At 67.6% G+C, this 18,253-nt stretch carries 14 protein-coding genes and 2 pseudogenes; 10 read left to right on the top strand and 6 right to left on the bottom strand.

Features of this window, described 5'->3' with window-relative positions; all coding sequences use genetic code 11:
* Positions 1 to 53: 53 nt before the first annotated feature.
* The 3 genes from XF36_RS33765 (at position 54) to XF36_RS06300 (ending at position 3,574) form a co-directional block, all read left to right on the top strand.
* Positions 54 to 1,046, top strand: coding sequence for a CPBP family intramembrane glutamic endopeptidase (locus tag XF36_RS33765; RefSeq protein WP_238589147.1), 993 nt, complete (start codon positions 54 to 56; stop codon positions 1,044 to 1,046).
* Entirely contained in the window at positions 937 to 2,097 is a 1,161-nt protein-coding gene (locus XF36_RS06305) for a cytochrome P450 (RefSeq protein ID WP_238589289.1), read from the top strand. Before XF36_RS33765 ends, XF36_RS06305 begins: the two co-directional genes overlap by 110 nt.
* A 541-nt stretch (positions 2,098 to 2,638) precedes the next feature.
* Entirely contained in the window at positions 2,639 to 3,574 is a 936-nt protein-coding gene (locus XF36_RS06300) for a DedA family protein (protein WP_082375214.1), read from the top strand.
* A 722-nt stretch (positions 3,575 to 4,296) separates the two neighbouring features.
* Here the strand turns inward: XF36_RS06300 and XF36_RS06295 are convergent.
* The 3 genes and pseudogenes from XF36_RS06295 to XF36_RS32215 all read right to left on the bottom strand — a co-directional run bounded on the left by XF36_RS06295 (position 4,297) and on the right by XF36_RS32215 (position 7,667).
* Positions 4,297 to 5,670, bottom strand: a complete 1,374-nt coding sequence (locus XF36_RS06295; protein WP_145981282.1) for a glycosyltransferase family 39 protein — start codon at positions 5,668 to 5,670, stop codon at positions 4,297 to 4,299.
* Positions 5,671 to 6,208: 538 nt separating this feature from the next.
* The gene (locus XF36_RS06290) at positions 6,209 to 6,595 is read right to left on the bottom strand and encodes an alpha/beta hydrolase (RefSeq protein WP_060711265.1); all 387 of its coding nucleotides are present in this window, start codon (positions 6,593 to 6,595) and stop codon (positions 6,209 to 6,211) included.
* A 170-nt stretch (positions 6,596 to 6,765) separates the two neighbouring features.
* A pseudogene (locus XF36_RS32215) lies at positions 6,766 to 7,667 on the bottom strand (IS5 family transposase).
* Between the two features lie 138 nt (positions 7,668 to 7,805).
* Here XF36_RS32215 and XF36_RS06280 point away from each other — a divergent pair.
* From XF36_RS06280 to XF36_RS06270, 3 genes are all read left to right on the top strand, one after another.
* Positions 7,806 to 8,006, top strand: coding sequence for a hypothetical protein (locus XF36_RS06280; RefSeq protein ID WP_060711259.1), 201 nt, complete (start codon positions 7,806 to 7,808; stop codon positions 8,004 to 8,006).
* Positions 8,007 to 8,898: 892 nt separating this feature from the next.
* On the top strand, positions 8,899 to 9,078 hold the full coding sequence (locus tag XF36_RS06275) for a hypothetical protein (protein WP_145981279.1): 180 nt from the start codon (positions 8,899 to 8,901) through the stop codon (positions 9,076 to 9,078).
* On the top strand, positions 9,075 to 9,371 hold the full coding sequence (locus tag XF36_RS06270) for a ribbon-helix-helix protein, CopG family (protein WP_060711262.1): 297 nt from the start codon (positions 9,075 to 9,077) through the stop codon (positions 9,369 to 9,371). The genes XF36_RS06275 and XF36_RS06270 overlap by 4 nt, the downstream gene beginning before the upstream one ends.
* Here the strand turns inward: XF36_RS06270 and XF36_RS06265 are convergent, their stop codons facing one another.
* The gene (locus XF36_RS06265) at positions 9,372 to 9,758 is read right to left on the bottom strand and encodes a hypothetical protein (RefSeq protein ID WP_060711261.1); all 387 of its coding nucleotides are present in this window, start codon (positions 9,756 to 9,758) and stop codon (positions 9,372 to 9,374) included. It lies immediately after the preceding gene.
* A gap of 303 nt (positions 9,759 to 10,061) precedes the next feature.
* On the opposite strand from XF36_RS06265, the gene XF36_RS06260 reads away from it, so the two are divergent.
* Entirely contained in the window at positions 10,062 to 12,698 is a 2,637-nt protein-coding gene (locus XF36_RS06260; protein WP_060711260.1) for a DEAD/DEAH box helicase, read from the top strand.
* A 54-nt stretch (positions 12,699 to 12,752) separates the two neighbouring features.
* Here XF36_RS06260 and XF36_RS06255 read toward each other — a convergent pair.
* Both XF36_RS06255 and XF36_RS06250 read right to left on the bottom strand, forming a co-directional pair.
* Positions 12,753 to 13,382, bottom strand: a pseudogene (locus tag XF36_RS06255) (IS256 family transposase); the annotation flags it as partial.
* A 399-nt stretch (positions 13,383 to 13,781) separates the two neighbouring features.
* Positions 13,782 to 13,982: a hypothetical protein gene (locus tag XF36_RS06250; RefSeq protein ID WP_060711259.1), complete on the bottom strand. Its 201-nt coding sequence runs from the start codon at positions 13,980 to 13,982 to the stop codon at positions 13,782 to 13,784.
* A 286-nt stretch (positions 13,983 to 14,268) separates the two neighbouring features.
* Between XF36_RS06250 and XF36_RS32210 the strand changes: the two genes are divergently transcribed.
* The 3 genes from XF36_RS32210 to XF36_RS31350 all read left to right on the top strand — a co-directional run bounded on the left by XF36_RS32210 (position 14,269) and on the right by XF36_RS31350 (position 17,530).
* Positions 14,269 to 14,445, top strand: a complete 177-nt coding sequence (locus XF36_RS32210) for a hypothetical protein (RefSeq protein ID WP_168169465.1) — start codon at positions 14,269 to 14,271, stop codon at positions 14,443 to 14,445.
* Positions 14,442 to 16,895: an AAA family ATPase gene (locus XF36_RS06245; protein WP_060711258.1), complete on the top strand. Its 2,454-nt coding sequence runs from the start codon at positions 14,442 to 14,444 to the stop codon at positions 16,893 to 16,895. The genes XF36_RS32210 and XF36_RS06245 overlap by 4 nt, the downstream gene beginning before the upstream one ends.
* Before the next feature lie 473 nt (positions 16,896 to 17,368).
* Positions 17,369 to 17,530, top strand: coding sequence for a helix-turn-helix domain-containing protein (locus tag XF36_RS31350; RefSeq protein ID WP_145981278.1), 162 nt, complete (start codon positions 17,369 to 17,371; stop codon positions 17,528 to 17,530).
* Positions 17,531 to 18,253: the final 723 nt, after the last annotated feature.

Below are 18,253 nucleotides of genomic sequence, written 5' to 3'. Positions count from 1 at the left end.
GGCGGCTCGGGCTGGCGCCGTTACGTCCGTGGGGGAGGCTGTTCCGCTGGACCGTGGTCGGCATCGCCGTGTCCATGTCGATGGTCCTGGTCGCGCTCCCGGTGGGTGCGCTGCTCGGGGTGTACCCGGCCGACTTCACCGGCGTGTCCGGGTTCCGCCAGGTCCTGCAGGACCAGACCGGGACCGCCCCCGGATCGGTCGGCGTGATCGTCGCCGTGCAGCTGGCGTTGATCCCGGTGGCGGCGTTCGTCGGGGTGCTTCCCGCGCTGGGCGAGGAGATCGGCTGGCGGGGCTGGCTGCTGCCGAAGTTGATGCCGCTGGGGCCGGTTCCGGCGATCCTGGTCTCGGGTGTGATCCGGGGGATCTGGCACGCCCCGGTCCTGTTGCTCGGCTACAACTACCCGGACGCTCCGGGCTGGCTCGCCGTCGCGTCGATGTCGGTGATGTGCGTCCTGGTCGGTGCGGTCCTGGGCTGGCTACGGCTTCGGTCCGGGTCGGTGTGGCCCGCAGCGCTCGGGCATTCGGCGTTCAACGCCACCGCCGGGTCGTACCTGATGTTCGCCCAGGCCGGCGCGACCGTCGACACCACGCAGGCGACGGTCCTCGGCTGGAGTGGATGGATCGTGCCTCTCGGACTGGTCATCGTGCTCGTCGCCACCGGGCAGTTCACCCTCACCCGCACGACCGCCGAGCGAGCCCCCCGATCACGTGTCGGGCCGCCACCCCCGGCGGTCCGTCCACCATCATCCACCAGCTCGTTGACGGACACAGTCACCTTCTTGTCATGCCCGTCGGACCCGGCCAGGCCGGCAACGCACCGATGTTCGTACACCTGCTGTCATACCTGCGTGTCGCCCGGATCAGTCGGGGCCCGGCACGCAACCCGACCCGAGCGCGTCCGACAGGAGCCGAGCGACCGTGAGCACCGCCTCCGCCATCCCTTCCAGCCAGGTCGACCTGTTCTCCGAGCGGGCACGGGTCGATCCGTACCCGATCTACGACGAGTTGCGCGAACTCGGTCCGGTCGTCCGGCTCACGCGTCATGATCTCTACGCCCTGCCCCGTTACGAGGAGGTCCGGGCGGCTCTCACGGACTGGCGGACGTTCTCCTCGGCTCGCGGCGTGTTCGTCGATCCGGGTATCAACGCGCAGCTCGAGGGCATCACGCTGTGCAGCGATCCCCCGGATCACACCACGATGCGTGCGGTCCTCGGTCGCCCGTTGCGCGCGGACCGGATGCGTGAGATCACGCCGCGGATCGAGGCTGAGGCCCGGCATATCGTCGAGGAGCTCGTCGGGCGGGGCCGGTTCGACGCCGCCACCGAGCTCGCCGAACACCTGCCCATGGCAGTGGTGTCCGAGCTGGTCGGATTGCCCGACCGGGGCCGGGACAAGATGCTGGAGTGGGCGGCGGCGATCTGGAATGTCCAGGGCCCGGCGAACGAGCGCTTCGTCGCATCGACGCCGTCGGTCGAGGAGTTCATGGCCTTCGCCACCGAGGAAGCGGTGCCCGGTCGCCTGGACCCGCAGGGGTGGGCCGCGCACCTGTACGAGGCCGCCGACCGCGGCGAGATGCCGCACGACAAGTGTCCGGTGATGATGCTCGACTACGTCACCCCGAGCCTGGACACAACCATCCTGGCCATCACGAACCTGGTCCGGCTCTTCGCCGACAACCCGGACCAGTGGGACCTGCTGCGCGTGGACCGGTCGTGGATCCCCCACGCGATCAACGAGTCGCTGCGCCTGGAGACACCGGTCCCCCAGTTCTCCCGTGTCCTGACCGAGGAACACGAGATCGGCGGGGTCGTCCTCCCCGCGGGGGCGCGGGTCGCCCTGCTCTACGGCTCGGCGAACCGCGACCACCGGCAGTACCCCGACCCCACGCGCTTCGACATCACCCGATGCCCCTCGGACCACCTCGCGTTCGGCCGCGGTGAGCACGTCTGCGTGGGCATGCACCTCGCCCGGCTGGAGATGGGCGCACTGCTGGAGCAGCTGGCCGACCGGGTTCACCGGTTCGAGGTCGTGTCCTCCCGTCCGATGATCAACAACGGGCTGCGTGGCCTGGCACGTCTCGAGGTGACCGTCACGTGACGTCCCCCGAGAACCCGCCGGTCGTCGCCGTCTGGCGTCGACGTCTGTCGCCGACGTCGGAGCTCGGCACCTGGCCGTTCACAGCGGGGGCGCGTCTCCTCAGCTCTCCGATCGACGATCCAGTCGCTCAGGAGAACGCGGTCCCCCTCGGACGGAACGACTGTCCACCGCGGTCACACCGCGCATCGACCCGCCGATTCGTTCACTCGGAAGATGGGCCCACCATGCAGAATCAGTTTCACGATGCGCGCGGCGAGCAGATCACAAGAAGAGTGACGAGCAGCACGGCCCACAGAGAATCCGTAGATGCGGAACCACGCCGGCCATCGGGCACTTGTACTGCGAGTCGAGTGGCGGTCTGGCGCCTGATCAGCAGCGTAGGAATGCGAGCCAAGGCTGACCAGGACGAACGGGCCCGTTCGTGGCGTTCTGGCCATCTCACTCGCTGTCTCGACCAGTCTCGATCCGGACTTGACTGTGCCGCAACGGCACGGTGTCTTCTCGTCCCATGAACGAGTCGGCGAGGAGCGGAGCAGGCGACATGACGGGCGCGACCAGCCACAGGCACCAGGGCGGGGCCCCCGGCCCGGGCCATGACGCGAAGCCGGACGACCCGACACTCGTCATGCCCGCGGTGGGCACGGTGGGTGCGCCCGACCTCTCCGAGGCGGCCACCCCGCCGCACGGCGTCCCGGCTGCGCCATCGGCCCCGGCGAAGAAGCGCCGGTTCCGCTGGAAGAAGGAGCACTACACACCCGAGGAGCTCGAGGAGTCGCGCGAAGCCCTGCGCAAGGTCGCCCCGTGGGACGGGCCGATGCGGGGCGGCGACTGGTTCCTGATCATCGCGACCGTCGTGATCGTGCTGCTGAACCTGGCGTCGATGCCGTTCCGACCGCTGCTCATCGCGTCGTACCCGGTCGCCCTGGCCGCGGTCACCGGCAGCCTGTCCGCGATCGGCGCCGGGGCCGCGTTCGCCCGGATCGGCGAGGCCGACCTCTGGCTGGTGGTCACGGCCGGGATCTTCGGAATGATCAAGTTCGACTGGCTGTTCTGGCTGGCCGGACGCCGCTGGGGCGCGAAGATCATCGAGCTATGGGCGCCGGGATCGGCGGCCAAGCGGTTCGTGGCACGGGTACGTTCCGCCCCCCGCTGGGTCCTGCCGATCGCTGTCGTCGCGGCGGCACTGCCGGGCGTCCCAGCCCCCGCGGTCTTCGCACTGGCCGGCATGGGCCGGATGCGGTTGCTGCCGTTCATGGTGCTCAACGCCCTCGGTGCAGGGCTCATCGCCGGACTGGTGGCCTGGCTCGGCTACAGCGTCGGGCAGCACGCCGTCGACGTCGTCCTCGCGGTCGACAAGTACGCACTGTGGATCACCCTCGGCCTCGTCGCGGTGGTCTCGGTGCAGGCCGGCATGAAGGCCCAGAAGGAGCAGCAGGCCAAGAAGGAGCAGCAGGCCGCCGCGCAGGACCAGGCCTGACCTGAGGTCCCTCCCATGAAGTCGGAGTGCTGGCTAGGGTGCGTCTCTCACAGCGCGGAGCCACGAAACGCCGAGGCGAGTTCGTCGTAGCGGGAGCCGGCCCGCGCCACTGTTCGACGAGGCAGAGGCCGCGCTCCCACGACGTTGCTGGTGCGTCGGGCTGGGTCCGGAGCCGTCCCGGACCCAGCCGGTCGATGCGCGGTGTGATCAGCGGGCTCGCCGAGCAGGTTCGCGTACTTCGATCCTCCATCGCGTCGAGGGGCGCGGCGTGCTGGTGCACCCCGATGATCGTGAGTCCACGCCGACCGCCCTGTCTGCGGCCCCGGCGGTGCCGCTTCCACACCGTCGGGCACGGCCCGAGGTCGCCGGGACACCACCCCAGCGCACTCCACACCGGCATCGGTAGCTGACCCCCAAGGCATGACGCGACCCGACGACCTGTTCGGCAGACACGCCCAGCGCCGGACCCACCCTGCCCGCAGCGTGCGGCCGCACTGCGCGCTGCTCGCCGACGGCGTCACGGCCGCCTCAAGTCGCCGGGTGGGGGATTCGACGAGGCGGCCATCAGCCTGGGTGCGAATAGTTTCATCGACGCGCTGTACATCGAGATCTGCGAAGGCCAGGTGGCCGACCACCCGATCTGCGTCGTCCTCGACATCAACGCGACGGCGAGCGAGACGGGCTCGGGCTCCAGGTCGACACCGGCCGGTGGGGACCGGGTGTCACCGGCCGATGACTGAGAGGTCTCTGAGCTCGGACCACATCTGTTGCCAGGTGACCGTCCGGTCCTCGAGCAGCCAGATGGTCGCGTTCTCCTCCACCAGGCCCCCGTAGGTTCCCAACGGGGTCGACGCCGTCACTGTCTGCAGTGGGCGGGCGGAGGTGAAGTAGGGGCGGAAGCGGTCGGGACTGCCGACGAGCAGCATCGCGTCGGACGTCTCCGGCGGGGGCGGGAACCAGCCGTATGCCCTGTTGGTTCCGTGGACCGCCGGCAGGTCGAGGTCGGGTGGGGCGGCGTCGAGGAGCGCAGCGTGGACGTAGGGAACCGCCACGAGTGCGGTGCGCGCGCGGTTCTCGTCGGGTAACGCGGACCAGGTGGCTGCGGTGGTGGTGGCCAGCGGGGCGGCGAAGGCCGGGGAGGCGAGCAGCACCGACGACGCGGCGCCGGCCGTGGCCAGCACTGCGCCGGCGGTGACCACCGGCCAGGCGCGGCGTGGCCCGTGGCGCTCCCGGCGTCGCTGGAGCGCGACGGCACCGACGGCGCCGAGGACCGGGTAGATCGGTGTCAGGTAGTAGTGCCGGCCCGCGGAGACCAGGACCGCGATGAACAACAGCAGGTAGGCCACTGCCAGGAAGCGCAGCGGCCGCCACTGCGGGTCGCGCAGCAGCGCGAGCAGCCCGTACACCGCCAGCCCGAGGGTGAGCGGTCCGGTCACGGCCAGCCCGTGTGCGGCGACGACGATCGGGTGCCCGTAGATGGCGGTGTTCTCCTGGGCGACCGCGGTCGCCATGCCCAGCTGCGGCCAGCCGCGCGCGGCCTGCCAGACCAGCGTGGGTGCGGCGACCAGCAGCGCGATCCCGGCGCCGGCCCACGTGGCCCGGCACCTCAGCAGGTCCCGGGGTCCGACGGCCAGCACGGCGACGACCAGGGCCGCGCCGAGTGCGAAGACCTGGAACCGGGTCTGCGCGGCGACACCAGCGACCAGCCCGGCGGCGAGCAGGAGCCGGTCGTCCCCAGTGCGTTGGCGGCGCAGGAGCAGCCACAGCAACGCGGTCCACAGTGCGGGTTCGAGTGTGTAGGGGGTCAGCCAGTGCCCGAACTGGGCGGCGGCGATCGAGGTGGCCTGACCCAGCGCGGCGAGGGACTGCGCGCGGGCGTCGCCGCCGAGCTCGCGCGCGACCAGCGCCGTGAGCACGACGGCGGCGGCGGTGGCGAGTACGGCGGGCACGGCCAGGACCAGTTGTGATCCCGGGTCGAGGGTGTCGGCGAGGCGGGCGAGCAACGGTGTCAGCGGTGGCTGGTCCACCGCACCGATGTCGAGGTGGTGGCGGCCGATGGCCAGCATCAGGTCCTCGTCGAGCCAGCTACGCGGCACGGCGGCCAGTGTCAGGTGGACTATCGCGACGATCCCGGCCGTGACGGCCACCGGGATCGCCGCGAAGCGATGCACGGGACCGGTCACGAGGTCGCGGCGCAGCGGACGCCCTCGGCCGGTACCCGGTCTTCGAGGAGGTAGGCGGCGAGGGGGTGCCCGTCGCCGTCGACAGCGAGCAGCGCTACCTCTGGCCGTTCGACGAGCCCGACAGCATCAGGACGACGAACGGCTGCGCGGTCCGGGCGGTCGGGCATCGGTGTCACCTCGTTCTTCGGTCGGAGACCGGTCGGAGTCGATCACAACCCATGCCGTTGCCGCATGGTCCACCCCGCGTGTGCATGGCATGGCTCACACCGGGGCGGGTCGATCAGGGCCTGCGTGGCCGGCCCCTGCCGTCCGGCGAGATCGGTACCGTCTCGACCGGCAGCAGCACCGTTCGGCGCGACGAACGAGCCCGCCGACGTCGTCGTGCACGTGGGGCTCGGGCGGCCCACCTTCTGCGTCGACAGGCTGGGCGGCGGTCCGAGCACTTCGACGCTCAGGGCACCGGGTCGAACGGCCCGCGGTCCGGTTCGCAGACGGCCCCTTCGGCGGGCAGCGTGCCGTCGGTGAAGTACGCGGTCAACGCCCCGTCGATGCAGGCACTCTCACCACGGGCGCCGTGTCCGAACGAGTCGAGTGTGAGCAGCCGGGCGTCGGCCAGCAGTCGAGACGTAGTTCGTGCGTCCTCGTAGGGCGTCGCCGGATCACCCTTCCGGTTGCCGATCACCAGCACCGGCGCGGCCGTCTCCCGGTTCCACGGCCCGGTGTAGCGGTCCGGGTCGGGCCCGCCAGGCCACGTCGCGCACCCCAAGGACAGATAGGTCCAATGCGAGCCGAAACCACGCCCGACCCCGTCGGCCCGGCGCGCGAAGTCCGACCACACGCGGGGGTCCGTGGGATTGGTGCCGTCGTTGCACATCACGCTGAGCCGCTGCACCTCCCGGTTGCCCGGCGGAGCCGGCGGAACGGGCGTGGTCGGCGTCTGGTCGGCGGATGACCGGCGTCGTTCCTGGACTACCTCAAGGTGTGCCACTCACGGCCCGTGGCCGGTGACTACAACCAGGGTGTTTCCTGAAGCGCGCACCAGGTGACGATGGCCTTCAGTACAGTTGCGCCGCGTAAGGTCAGGGCGAGCTTGTCGTAGCGGGTCGTGAGGCCGCGCCACTGCTTGACCTTGCAGAACTCGCGTTCGACGACGTTGCAGTCGCGGTAGTCGACCCGGTCGAACGCCGGTGGTCGGCCGCCGCGTGAGCCGTGTCGTTCCGGTGACCCTGCTGGTCAGCCGGCTCCGGGATGACCGCGACGATCCGTCGTCCGCGCAGGTGGGCGCGGATGGCGCGCTAGGAGTAGGCCTTATCTGCGCGGACCCGCTCGGGCCGGGTCCGCGGCCGGCCCGGACCGACCCGTCCGACGCGTAGATGTGACATCAGGTGCGCGAACATCGGGGCGTCGCCGGCCTGGCCGGGGCCGACGAGCACGACCAGCGGGCGGCCGTGGCCGTCAACGAACTGGTGGATCTTCGTGCCGAGACCGCCGCGGGAGCGGCCCAACGCGTGATCGGGCGGCTCGATCAGCAGATGCTTGTGGTTCGATCCTGCCCCCCCCTGCGTCTTTCTTCAGGGTCGCGGCGTGTTGGTGAGCGCGGATGATCTTCGAGTCGACCGACACGGCCCAGTCCACGAGACGGGCGGAGTCGGCATCGGCGAGCAGAGCTGCGAGAACGTGGTCCCAGGTGCCATCACCGCAGAAGCGGCGGCGGCTTTTCCCAGGGTCTGCCACGGCCCGAACTCGACCGGGACATCACGCCAGGCCAGCCCGCAGCGGAACCGGTAGATGATCCCCTCGATCACTCTGCGGTGGTCGGCGAACGGGCGCCCCGGCATCCCGTCCGACGAGGGCGACAACGACTCGAGCCGGTCCCACTGGGCTTCGGTCAGGACGGCACGGCGCGACACTGCCGATCATCGCGCAGGCCCGACCAGCCGGGTTATGAGACATGCCCTAGGACATCCCCCGGGCCGGGCCGCCGGATCGGCGGCGCGGCTCCCGGGGCACCCCACGCCACTCCGGGAAACCGGGGGAAGCTCACGGCGATGGTGCAGCTCGGCGGTGCCCCGCGGGTGACGGGTGGGTTGGTCGAGGCGCGGGCCGCGTCGGAGGTGCCGCGAGTGCTGCGGCTCCGCGTCGGGCCGGTCGCGTTCGACCTGTGTGATGCTGCCGCCTTCACCGCCACGCTCGCCGCGTGGCGGCAGGCTGTGATCCTGCTCGCGATCGACGGTCCGGACCTCGTCTGACGATGCCCGCCTTGTGGATGGGCTGGCCCGGCCGCTGGTGCGGCCGGGCCTCGCTGCGTCATGGTGGCCGGTATGGGAACGGTGGCGTGGCGGGTCGGGGTGCTGCGGCCGGACGCGGACAACGTCGACTGGACTGGCCGGGAGCCGAGCTGGGGTGGTCGACCACGCGCAGGCGCGCCCCGAATGAGTTGCATGAGGGGGGCATTGAGTTCCGGGTGGAGGTAGACGGGCTCCCGGCGGTCGTGTTCCCGGGCCTGCACGATGACGGCAGTGTGGACATGTCCGGGCTCGATGATGTCGTTCCGTCGAGCGGTACGAGCCCCTGTAGAAGCTGATGCACAGCTCCGCCGGGGTCGGGGGTCCGACGATCAAGCGTGCTCAAGGCCGCACGGCCGAGCCCAGAGATCGCCGCCGCCGGCGACTGCTTGATGCGAGGCCGCTCGGTGCGTGGCGTTGTAGCTGAGGAGCGTGGTGTCGCGGCCGTGGAGTCATTCGTGTTGCGAACTGGTGGTGAACCAGGTGACGAGGGGCGGGTATGTCTGCCAGCGGCACAACCAGAGGCGCAGGTAGAGGCGTCGTGCGGTGTCGCCCGCGCGCTTTACACCCGAGCGGTCGCAGGTTCGAACCCTGCCTCGGCCACCCATTTTTAACCTGCAAAGATGTCGGCGCCGACATCCATAATCAGATCTGTATGGTCCTCGGCTTGGTGTCACGCGGCCTCGTGTTGTGGGTTCTGTGCCTCTCGTTGACATGACGAGCGTTCCGTTGACAGGGGCATCGGACGTCGCCGGATGTCACTTGCAACAGCCTTATTATGTCTGACACAATGGTGGGTGTGCGGGTGAGGTTCACGAGACCAGCTCGCCGGCACCGGATCGGCAAGGCGCACGCGATGTATGTGATCGAGACGGTCGACCCGGTCGCTGTGTCGGCTACGGAGACGGCGGATGCTCGGCTCGTGTGGATCGGGCCCGACGATCGCGGGATCGAGTTGGAGGTCGTCGCGCTCGATCTGCCGGATGAGTGGCTGGTCATCCATGTCCTGCCGACGGCGTTGAGGAGGAAGCGATGAAGGATCACCATGAGGTGGCCCCGGACGTCGATCTCGACGCTGAGGATGTGCGCGACCGGCAAGGCCGGCGCGTCACCAACAAGTATGCCGAGCGCGCCGCGGAGGAGGCGCTCCAGCTGGTGCGTCCGGGGCGGCCGGCGCTCGGTGAGGTCGGCAAGCATTCGCCACGGGTGTCGTTCCGGGTGCCCGAGCAAGTGCGGACGCAGGCTGAACAGCGCGCCGCGGCGGAGGGTCGGTCGGTGTCGGAGATCGCCCGTGACGCGTTGGAGCGGTACCTGCGCAACGTGGGCTGATCACCGCGTCGCGTCGCGTACGCGTGCCGAGCGGATGAGCGCGTGCGCATCGGCCACCCGCCCGGCGTCGAGCAGGACGAACCCCTGCTGCGCTCGCGCGTACCCGAGACCCGCGGCTCCGCCGCCCTCGAGCGCAGCTGCGGTGGCCGTCTCGTGGAGGCGCCACGCGTCGTCGAGGCGCCCCATGTCCAGGGCCTGCCGACCCGGGAGAGCCGCGGCCTGGCCGAGCTCGTCGGCCGCTGTCTCCCGGTCGGCGCTCGGTAAGGCGTACCGCACGAGCCGCTGCATCGTCTCGACATGCGCGACCGCTTGCGCGTAGATCGGTCGGCCCGCGAGCCGGCGGTCGAGTAGCCGTAGGCCCTGGGTCTGTTCGCGCAGCAGCGCCACGAGCCCGAGTCGAGCTGATCGGTCTGTACCTGTTTCCGTCCGAACCTGCCTCCCATCGCAGTCCACCGACATACTGGCTGTCCGCTGTGTCCGCTTACGTCGTACAACTGCCCGCTCGCCGAAATGTCGAGAGGTGGCTGCTGCAGGCCGCCGCACGCACCCAGTGGGGTGACGTAGCGTTCTCGATCGTAGCTATCCGTGAATCGGTTGAGCTGACTTGGCGACGGCCTCTGACCGTCACCTCGTCGCCGCCGGATGTGACGTGGACCGACGAACCTGCACTGAAGGAGGAGGCGCGTCCTGGTGGCGGAGATCGAGCGTCGCGTTGTCAGCGGCGGGGAGCTGTGGTGGCTTCGCGAAGGCCCAGGGGCGCACGGTCAAGAACCGAAGGACGTCCACGTGGTCGCGGACGCTCTGGCGGGAAGCTTCAGGTTCGTGGAGGAGTCGAGTGCGGCGCGCGGCCTGCGGACGCCTCAGCTCGGTGCCCTGCATGCGGTTCTCGCCCACCGGTCCACCGAGGAGGCCGAGCCGATCACCATTGTGATGCCGACCGGCACCGGCAAGACGGAGACGATGCTCGCGGCGTACTGCTACGAGCCGTCGCGGACGATGGTCGTCGTTCCGTCGGACGCGCTGCGTACTCAGATCGCCGAGAAGTTCGTGACCCTCGGAGTGCTCCCCGAGGTGGGAGCCGTCGTAGGCGACTTCCTATGCCCGGTCGTACTGGTGCTCAGCAGCGGCTTGACAACGGTGGAGGAGGTCGATGAGCTGCTCGACGGCACCAACGTCGTCGTGGCGACGGCTCAGGCGCTCGACAAATGCTCTGAGCCTGCTCGCATGCGGCTCACGGGTGGTTGCACACGCTTGTTCGTCGACGAGGCGCACCACGTCGGCGCGCGGACATGGCGGGAGATCGTCGATCTTTTCTCCGATCGCGAGGTAGTCCAGTTCACCGCTACGCCCTACCGTGAGGACGGCCGGCACCTGGGTGGTCGCGTCGCCTATGCATATCCGTTGCGACTCGCCCAGAAGCACGGGTACTTCGCGCGGATCAACTATCGGTCCATCATCGACCTTTCCGACCCCGATCGCGCGGTCGCGACCGCCGCGGTCGGACAGCTGCGGGTGGACCTGGACGCGGGCTATGACCACTTGCTGATGGCACGTGTGAGTTCGGTGGAACGCGCTAAGCAGGTCGTCGCGCTGTACGAGGAACTCGCACCAGATCTGCACCCGCTGCGCATCGACACCGGACTCGCGGACTCGACCCGCCGTAAGCGCCGGGACAGGCTCGGACAGGACTGCCGAATCGTGGTGTGCGTCAACATGCTCGGTGAGGGTTTCGACCTGCCGAAGCTCAAGATCGCAGCCATCCACGATCCGCAGAAGAGTCTCGCCGTCACACTCCAGTTCATCGGGCGCTTCACCCGTACCGGTGGCGGAGCCCTGGGTGAGGCTTCCGCGTTCGTGCCACTGCAGGTGACCGGCGTCGACGAACGACTCCGCAAGCTTTACGGCGAGGACGCGGACTGGAACGAGATCATTCAGGACCTGACCGAGCGCGGCGTCGGACGGGAGAGGGCCCGATCAGACTTCGAGCGGGGCTTCGGTTCTCTGCCCCGCGAGGTGGCGATGCGAAGCATCCACCCCAAGATGAGCACGGTCGTCTACCAGACGCCGACCACGCCGCCGTGGCGGCCGGAGGGCGTATACGACCTGTTCGAGGACCGACTGCTGACCACGCAGTTGGGTATCAACAACAGCGGCCAGGTCGTATGGTGGGTCTCGCGGCAGGCCACGCCGGTCCGGTGGGGAGACTTCGCGAGTTTCAACGAACTCGTCCACCACCTCTACGTGGTCTATCTCGACGACTCTGCCGGATTCCTCTATATCAACAGCACCGACAACGACTCGCTTCACGAGGACATCGCGAGAACTGTCTGCGGCGACGGTGTCACCCTGGTGAAAGGGGAGAGCGTCTACCGGATCCTTGCGCAGGTGCAGCGTCGGATCCCGACCAACGTCGGTCTCCTCGACTCGGTCAGCCGGAACAGACGGTTCTCCATGCACGTCGGGCAGGACGTCCTCCACGCCTGGCGCGGCGAGGGCGGAACGAAGATGAAGACCAACATCTTCGCGCACGGATTCACCGACGGGCGGGCCGTAAGCTTCGGAGCGTCCCGGAAGGGACGGGTGTGGAGCCACGAACAAGCGCACGACATCCACGATTGGGTCCAGTGGGCGCGGCTCGTGGGCCCGGTAATTTCCGACACGTCGATCTCGCTGGACACCGTGATGTCGGGCTTTCTGCTCCCGCAGCCAGCCACCGAGCGCCCGCCGCACGTGCCGCTATCGATCGAGTGGCCGCACCATCTTGTCGCGACTATGAGCGAGACGCGCAAGGTCTTGCACAGTGGGGCGGAGTTCTCGCTGCTCGACACCGAGCTCGCGCTGACCGCGCACGCGGCGGACGGTCCATTGCAGTTCGAGCTGCGAACCCCGGAGTGGTCGCTCGGGTTCGCGTTCGAGTTCAACGAGAACGAGCCGCCGAGGATCAGTCCGGTCGGCGAGGATGGAGTCATCACGACACCGTCCGGGCGCGGCAGCCTCGCGGCGTTCCTCACCGCTCACGGGCTGCTGGTCACGTTCGAGGACGAGCTCGTCCTGGTCGAGCAAGGCTATCTCCTGCAGCCGGACCGCGAGCGTCGGCTGTTCCCCACCGACTCGATTGAGGTGTTCGACTGGTCCGGAGTCGAGATCAAACGTGAGTCGCAAGGCCCGGAGCGAGATCCGGCCACCGTCCAGCACCGCGCCATCCAGGTCCTGTCCGCCGAGTCCGACTGGGAACTCGTCATCGACGACGACGGCACCGGTGAGCTGGCCGATGTCGTCTTCCTGCGCCGGGTCGACGACGAGCTGGAAGTGCTGCTCGCGCACTGAGCCTTTCCCAGTAGGTGGGGTCTGTAACAGGAACGGTGGTTCCGGCGTTGTTGGTCAGTAGTGCTCGGCGGACGGCCAGCGGTCACTGAAAGTGATCGCGAAGGCGTTGATCACCGGCTTCCAGCGGATCGTCCACCGTGCGCGGCCTCGCCCGGTCGGGTCGAGGCTGCGGGTCACAAGATACAGGCATTTCAACGCGGCCGCCTCGCTGGGGAAATGCCCTCGCGCTCGTACCGCTCGGCGGTAGCGGGCGTTGAGTGATTCGATCGCGTTCGTCGAGCACAACACGGCACGGATCTCAGTGTGGTAGTAGAGGAACGGAACGAATTCGGTCCAGGCGTTGCGCCACAACCGGATCATCGCCGGATAGGTTCGACCCCATTTCTCGTCGAGGTCATCGAGAGCAGCGAGAGCGGCGTCGGCGGTGGGTGCGGTGTAGATCGCGCGAATGCCGCGTTTGATCGCATCGGTGTCGCGCCGCGAGGTCAACCGGAACGAGTTCCTGATCAGGTGCACGATGCATGTCTGCACGATGGTCTGCGGCCACACGTTCTCCACCACCTCGGGCAGGCCTTTCAACCCGTCGCAGACCAGGAAGAACACATCGCGGACACCGCGGTTACGCAGGTCGGTCAGCACCCCGAGCCAGAACTCCGCAGCCTCCCCGCTACTGCCGGCCCACAGGGCTCGGCCGTGCGGCCTTGAGCACGCTTGATCGTCGGACCCCCGACCCCGGCGGAGCTGTGCATCAGCTTCTACAGGGGCTCGTACCGCTCGACGGAACGACATCATCGAGCCCGGACATGTCCACACTGCCGTCATCGTGCAGGCCCGGGAACACGACCGCCGGGAGCCCGTCTACCTCCACCCGGAACTCAATGCCCCCCTCATGCAACTCATTCGGGGCGCGCCTGCGCGTGGTCGACCACCCCAGCTCGGCTCCCGGCCAGTCCAGTCGACGTTGTCCGCGTCCGGCCGCAGCACCCCGACCCGCCACGCCACCGTTCCCATACCGGCCACCATGACGCAGCGAGGCCCGGCCGCACCAGCGGCCGGGCCAGCCCATCCACAAGGCGGGCATCGTCAGACGAGGTCCGGACCGTCGATCGCGAGCAGGATCACAGCCTGCCGCCACGCGGCGAGCGTGGCGGTGAAGGCGGCAGCATCACACAGGTCGAACGCGACCGGCCCGACGCGGAGCCGCAGCACTCGCGGCACCTCCGACGCGGCCCGCGCCTCGACCAACCCACCCGTCACCCGCGGGGCACCGCCGAGCTGCACCATCGCCGTGAGCTTCCCCCGGTTTCCCGGAGTGGCGTGGGGTGCCCCGGGTTCAGCGGAGTCGGATGACTGAAATCTAGGCACGACGATCTTGATCCGCGTCTCGCACTCTAGCGGTGACAGCTGGTGTCGTCGATGGGCAGCATCGCTGGCTGGCAATGCTTCCCCCGAGCTGCAAGAGGACATGCGTTCCCCCGCTTCCGGCCGCGTCGCGACGGTAGAATTCCCTTGCCATCAGCAGTAGGCGGCCGGAGCTGTCCCGCCGCCGTCGCAAGCAAAGGGGCTCGGAGTGGCGGGTATCGAATCTCAGGTCTTAGAAACCTTCCTCGCGGAACTGACCGCACTCGATGACGTGCCATCTCAGATCACGGAGAGCCTTGCGGAGCTGCTCGCAGCGGACAAGCTTCCGAAGCCGGACCAGCTCGTCGTGCTCTACACCGACGCGAGCGGTGAGTCAGCACTGTGATCCAGGTTCAGAAACTCTGCATCGAAGAGTTCCGCGGTATCCGCGACCTCGAACTCGACATGGATAGCAGCTCCTTCATCGTGGTCGGCCCGAACGGATCAGGCAAGAGCGGCGTGATCGATGCCATCGACTTCGCATTGACGGGAAACGTTGCTCGCCTCAGCGGAGCCGGCACAGGTGGAATCTCAGTCGCGAAGCACGCACCACACGTGCACCAGCGCGACAACCCAGCCGCAGCGAGAGTCACCCTGACCTTCACGCACCCTGCCAGCGGACAGACCGGCACTCTCACGCGCAGCGTGAAGACCGCAGGTCAGTTCACCCTCGTGCCCGAAACCCCTGAGCTTCTCGCAGCCGTCCAGTGGGCCGCAGGTCATCCTGAACTGATCCTGTCTCGACGCGAAGTCATCAAGTACGTCAACACCGAGCCCGGGAAACGCGCCCAAGAGGTGCAGGCGCTCCTCAAGCTCGATCGCATCGACGAGACGCGTCGCCTACTCAACACGGCTCGCAACAAGACGAGCGCTGCCGCCAGAAGCGCGGACGACGCCGTGAAGTCTGCAGAAGATGCCGTCAGACGCGGTCTCGACATCAGTGATCTGCTGCCAAGCGAGGTCGCGGTAGCGGTCAACAAGAACCGTGAAGTGCTCGGCCTCGAAACGTTGCCAGCAACCACCCTTGAGACCGACCTCAGCGCCGGAGCCAAGACTGAAGACAGTCAAAGCACCTTCAACCGGGCGTCGGCCATCCGGGACATTGAAGCCGTCATCGACTACTTGGCTGGGCACGAAGACCTGGACAACGCAGCGAGCGACCTGGGCGCGGCGCTAACCGAGCTCGATGCCGACCCCGCAGTCCTCGATTCGCTCAAGCACCGCCAGTTGGTCGAGACTGGCCTTCCATTGGTGATCAGTACCGCCTGTCCGCTGTGCGACCTGGAGTGGCCCGACGTTGCATCACTGCGGCAACATCTGAACGACAAGCTCGCTCGGTCCGAGACAGCCGCGAAGCTCCAGCAGCGCATACAGGCCGCGGCGGGCAAGGTGATCGGGCAGCTTCGCAGCGTGCGGTCCCTGATCCAGGCAGCACAGCCGCACGCCGTCACAATGGGGCACTCTGCTGCGTTGCAGACGTCCCTCTTGGAATGGTCGAACGACCTTGCCGCATTCGAAGCGAAGCTGACGACAGTCGAGTCCGTCCGCGACGAGTCCGAGCGCGTCACCACCGGACCCTTGTCCATTCCGTCGCCGATCCCCGACGGACTCAAGGCGCTACGAGCGACGATCGAAGCAATGCCGGACCAGACCGCGACCCAGGCCGCACGGACATTCCTCACTGTTGCCCAAGATCGTTGGACACAACTACGCCAATCGCGGGCAAAAGCGACCAAGACGACCGCAGCGCACAAAGCAGCCAACGCGGTGTACGAGACGTACAACTCCGTGGCAGACGCGGCACTGACGACGCTGTACAAGACCGTCGAAGCGGACTTCAGCAACTTCTATCGGCAGATCAACTCCGACGACGAGTCATCCTTCAAGGCAGGACTGTCTCCGACCGCCGGGAAGCTCGACCTCGAAGTCGACTTCTACGGGCTCGGAATGTTCCCACCGATGGCCTACCACAGCGAAGGCCACCAGGACGGAATGGGGGTTTGCCTCTACCTGGCCCTGATCAGGCAGCTCCTCAAGTCCGACTTCCGGCTCGCCGTCCTCGACGACGTAGTGACCTCCGTAGACGCCAACCATCGACGACAGTTCTGCAAACTACTCAAAGAGATCTTCCCCGACGTCCAGTTCATCATGACGACTCACGATGAGGTCTGGGCGCGACAGATGCAGTCTTCAGGCCTCATCGCTCGACGTTCGCTCGCTCGGTTCCACGGCTGGACCGTCGATGGGGGACCGTTCTACGGTCAAGGCGTCGACTTCTGGACCCAGATCGAAACCGACCTGGCCAACGACGATGTTCCCGGCGCGGCTCATAAGCTGCGACGCAATCTGGAGTCGTCGCTGGCCGATGTCGCTGCGAGTATCCAAGGCCAGGTCGTATTCCGTGCCGACAACAACTACGACCTCTCATCCTTCTTCTCAGCGGTCAAAGGCCGGCATGGAGATCTGCTCAAGAAGGCGACCGCCTCGGCGAACTCGTGGAACAACGACACCGCAAAGCAAAGGGTCGAAGTGCTGAGGGGCGAGCGAGCGAAAGCGATCCTTGCGCAGGACGGAGAGAACTGGGCGATCAACGCCCTAGTGCATAACAATGACTGGGCGACCATGACGAAAGAAGACTTCGTACCGGTCGTAGAAGCCTGCAAGCAATTCCTCGAACTGTTTACCTGCAGCAACGATGCCTGCGACGGGTGGGTCTACGTTCTTGGCATCCCCGGGAAGGAGGAAGAGCTCCGGTGTTCCTGCGGAAATCTTAACCTGAACCTGCGGAAGAAGTAGGTTGACAGCGTCGCCGTGGCTCATCGGGCTCGCTCCACCTCGCAGCCGGACTCGGCGACGGGCTGATCACCACGGTGAATCTGCCGGTCGCCGCCGCAGAGCGACGCGGAGGTGCCGTCAGGCGCGGTCGTGTCACAGCAAGTCCTTGGTGTGCGACCACACCGTCATTCGATGCACATCGAACCGGCGGCATAGGGAGACCACGCTCTCGCCGTACGCGCGGGCAAGTCGGATAGCGTCCACTTGGCTCTCCGTGAGCGGTGTTCTACCGAACGCGCAGCGCGCGCCGCGACACACCAGCGGCAAAGGAGCCCGGCGGGCTCTACATCATGAACGTCCACCAGTCCAAGGGCAGCCTGTCCAGTGACGTTCTTCAGCAGGCCGCGGTATCGGGGCCGAGGGAGACAATGTCGTCGACAGTCCTCACGGCTCCGGCGAGATGTTCCTGGACGTAGTCGAATAGGTGCAGGTCAGTGACCAGCTTCGAGAACTTCGGCGCTGCGCCATCAGCATACGAGCTGATCAACCGAGGCGAGATCGCACACGTCATGATCGGCTCTCGGCGGTATGTGAGCCGCGAGCAACTCAACGACTTCATCAGCGCCAACACGCACACGGGCTATCACGCACACTGATCCGACCCGCATCATCGACGCTCGATCCAAGAGCGACAGGCGCCGGAGATCGTGAGAGTGGCCCAGCACCTATGGCGGCTACGACGACATCCCCGAGGGCATCGCGGTCACCATTCGCGACGCGAGCGGGGCGATCGCCGGACTCGGTCGCCTCGATGCCGGACAGCGCAGTTCCTACAGCTGCATCTTCCCCTTCACCGTCGACGACATACCGGTCTCGGACTTCTACACGGTGGAGATCAGCCACCACGGACAGGTCACCTTCACCGCCGACGACGTCCGCAACGGCGGCGTCGAGCTCAGCCTGGGCTGACGACCTCGCCAGCAGCGATGATCGATCCGTTCCCGGAGATCTCTCGGGCTCCCCCGGACCATACGTACTCAGGTCCGCGAATCCAGCCCGTCGAGGTGCTCGGCGCGCATGCCCGTCACAGCAGGAGGTCCGGGTTGACTCCAACGCCCCGTAGGCAGCCGGTGGCGCGATCGACCGCGGCTTGCCGCGCGGACAGGCTCGGGCGGAGCGCGTTGGTTACGATCTTCACTCATTCCAAGCTTGGGATCCCGATGGCTAACCACCTGTGCATACTAGATTGAAGGCGTGTAAGTACTCAGCGCCATGTTCCTGCCCAAGAAGTTCCGCACCAAACTCTTCTCGTACTACGACATCGGCACCGTAGGTTCGCGCGAGCCGCTCCACGGTGTGCGCTCCAGTACAACTTCCTG

The sequence above is a fragment of the Pseudonocardia sp. HH130629-09 genome (assembly GCF_001294645.1).
Taxonomy (GTDB): domain Bacteria; phylum Actinomycetota; class Actinomycetes; order Mycobacteriales; family Pseudonocardiaceae; genus Pseudonocardia.
Note: the sequence above shows the minus strand (reverse complement) of the source record. Positions and strands in the feature narration are given on the sequence as shown.

What these genes read in the sequence shown, in the direction of transcription:
- XF36_RS06300 (WP_082375214.1), top strand. Translation starts at nt 2,639, where the DNA reads ATGACGGGCGCGACCAGCCACAGGCACCAGGGCGGGGCCCCCGGCCCG.
- XF36_RS06280 (WP_060711259.1), top strand. Translation starts at nt 7,806, where the DNA reads ATGGTGCAGCTCGGCGGTGCCCCGCGGGTGACGGGTGGGTTGGTCGAG.
- XF36_RS06275 (WP_145981279.1), top strand. Translation starts at nt 8,899, where the DNA reads ATGTATGTGATCGAGACGGTCGACCCGGTCGCTGTGTCGGCTACGGAG.
- XF36_RS06270 (WP_060711262.1), top strand. Translation starts at nt 9,075, where the DNA reads ATGAAGGATCACCATGAGGTGGCCCCGGACGTCGATCTCGACGCTGAG.
- XF36_RS06250 (WP_060711259.1), bottom strand. Translation starts at nt 13,982, where the DNA reads ATGGTGCAGCTCGGCGGTGCCCCGCGGGTGACGGGTGGGTTGGTCGAG.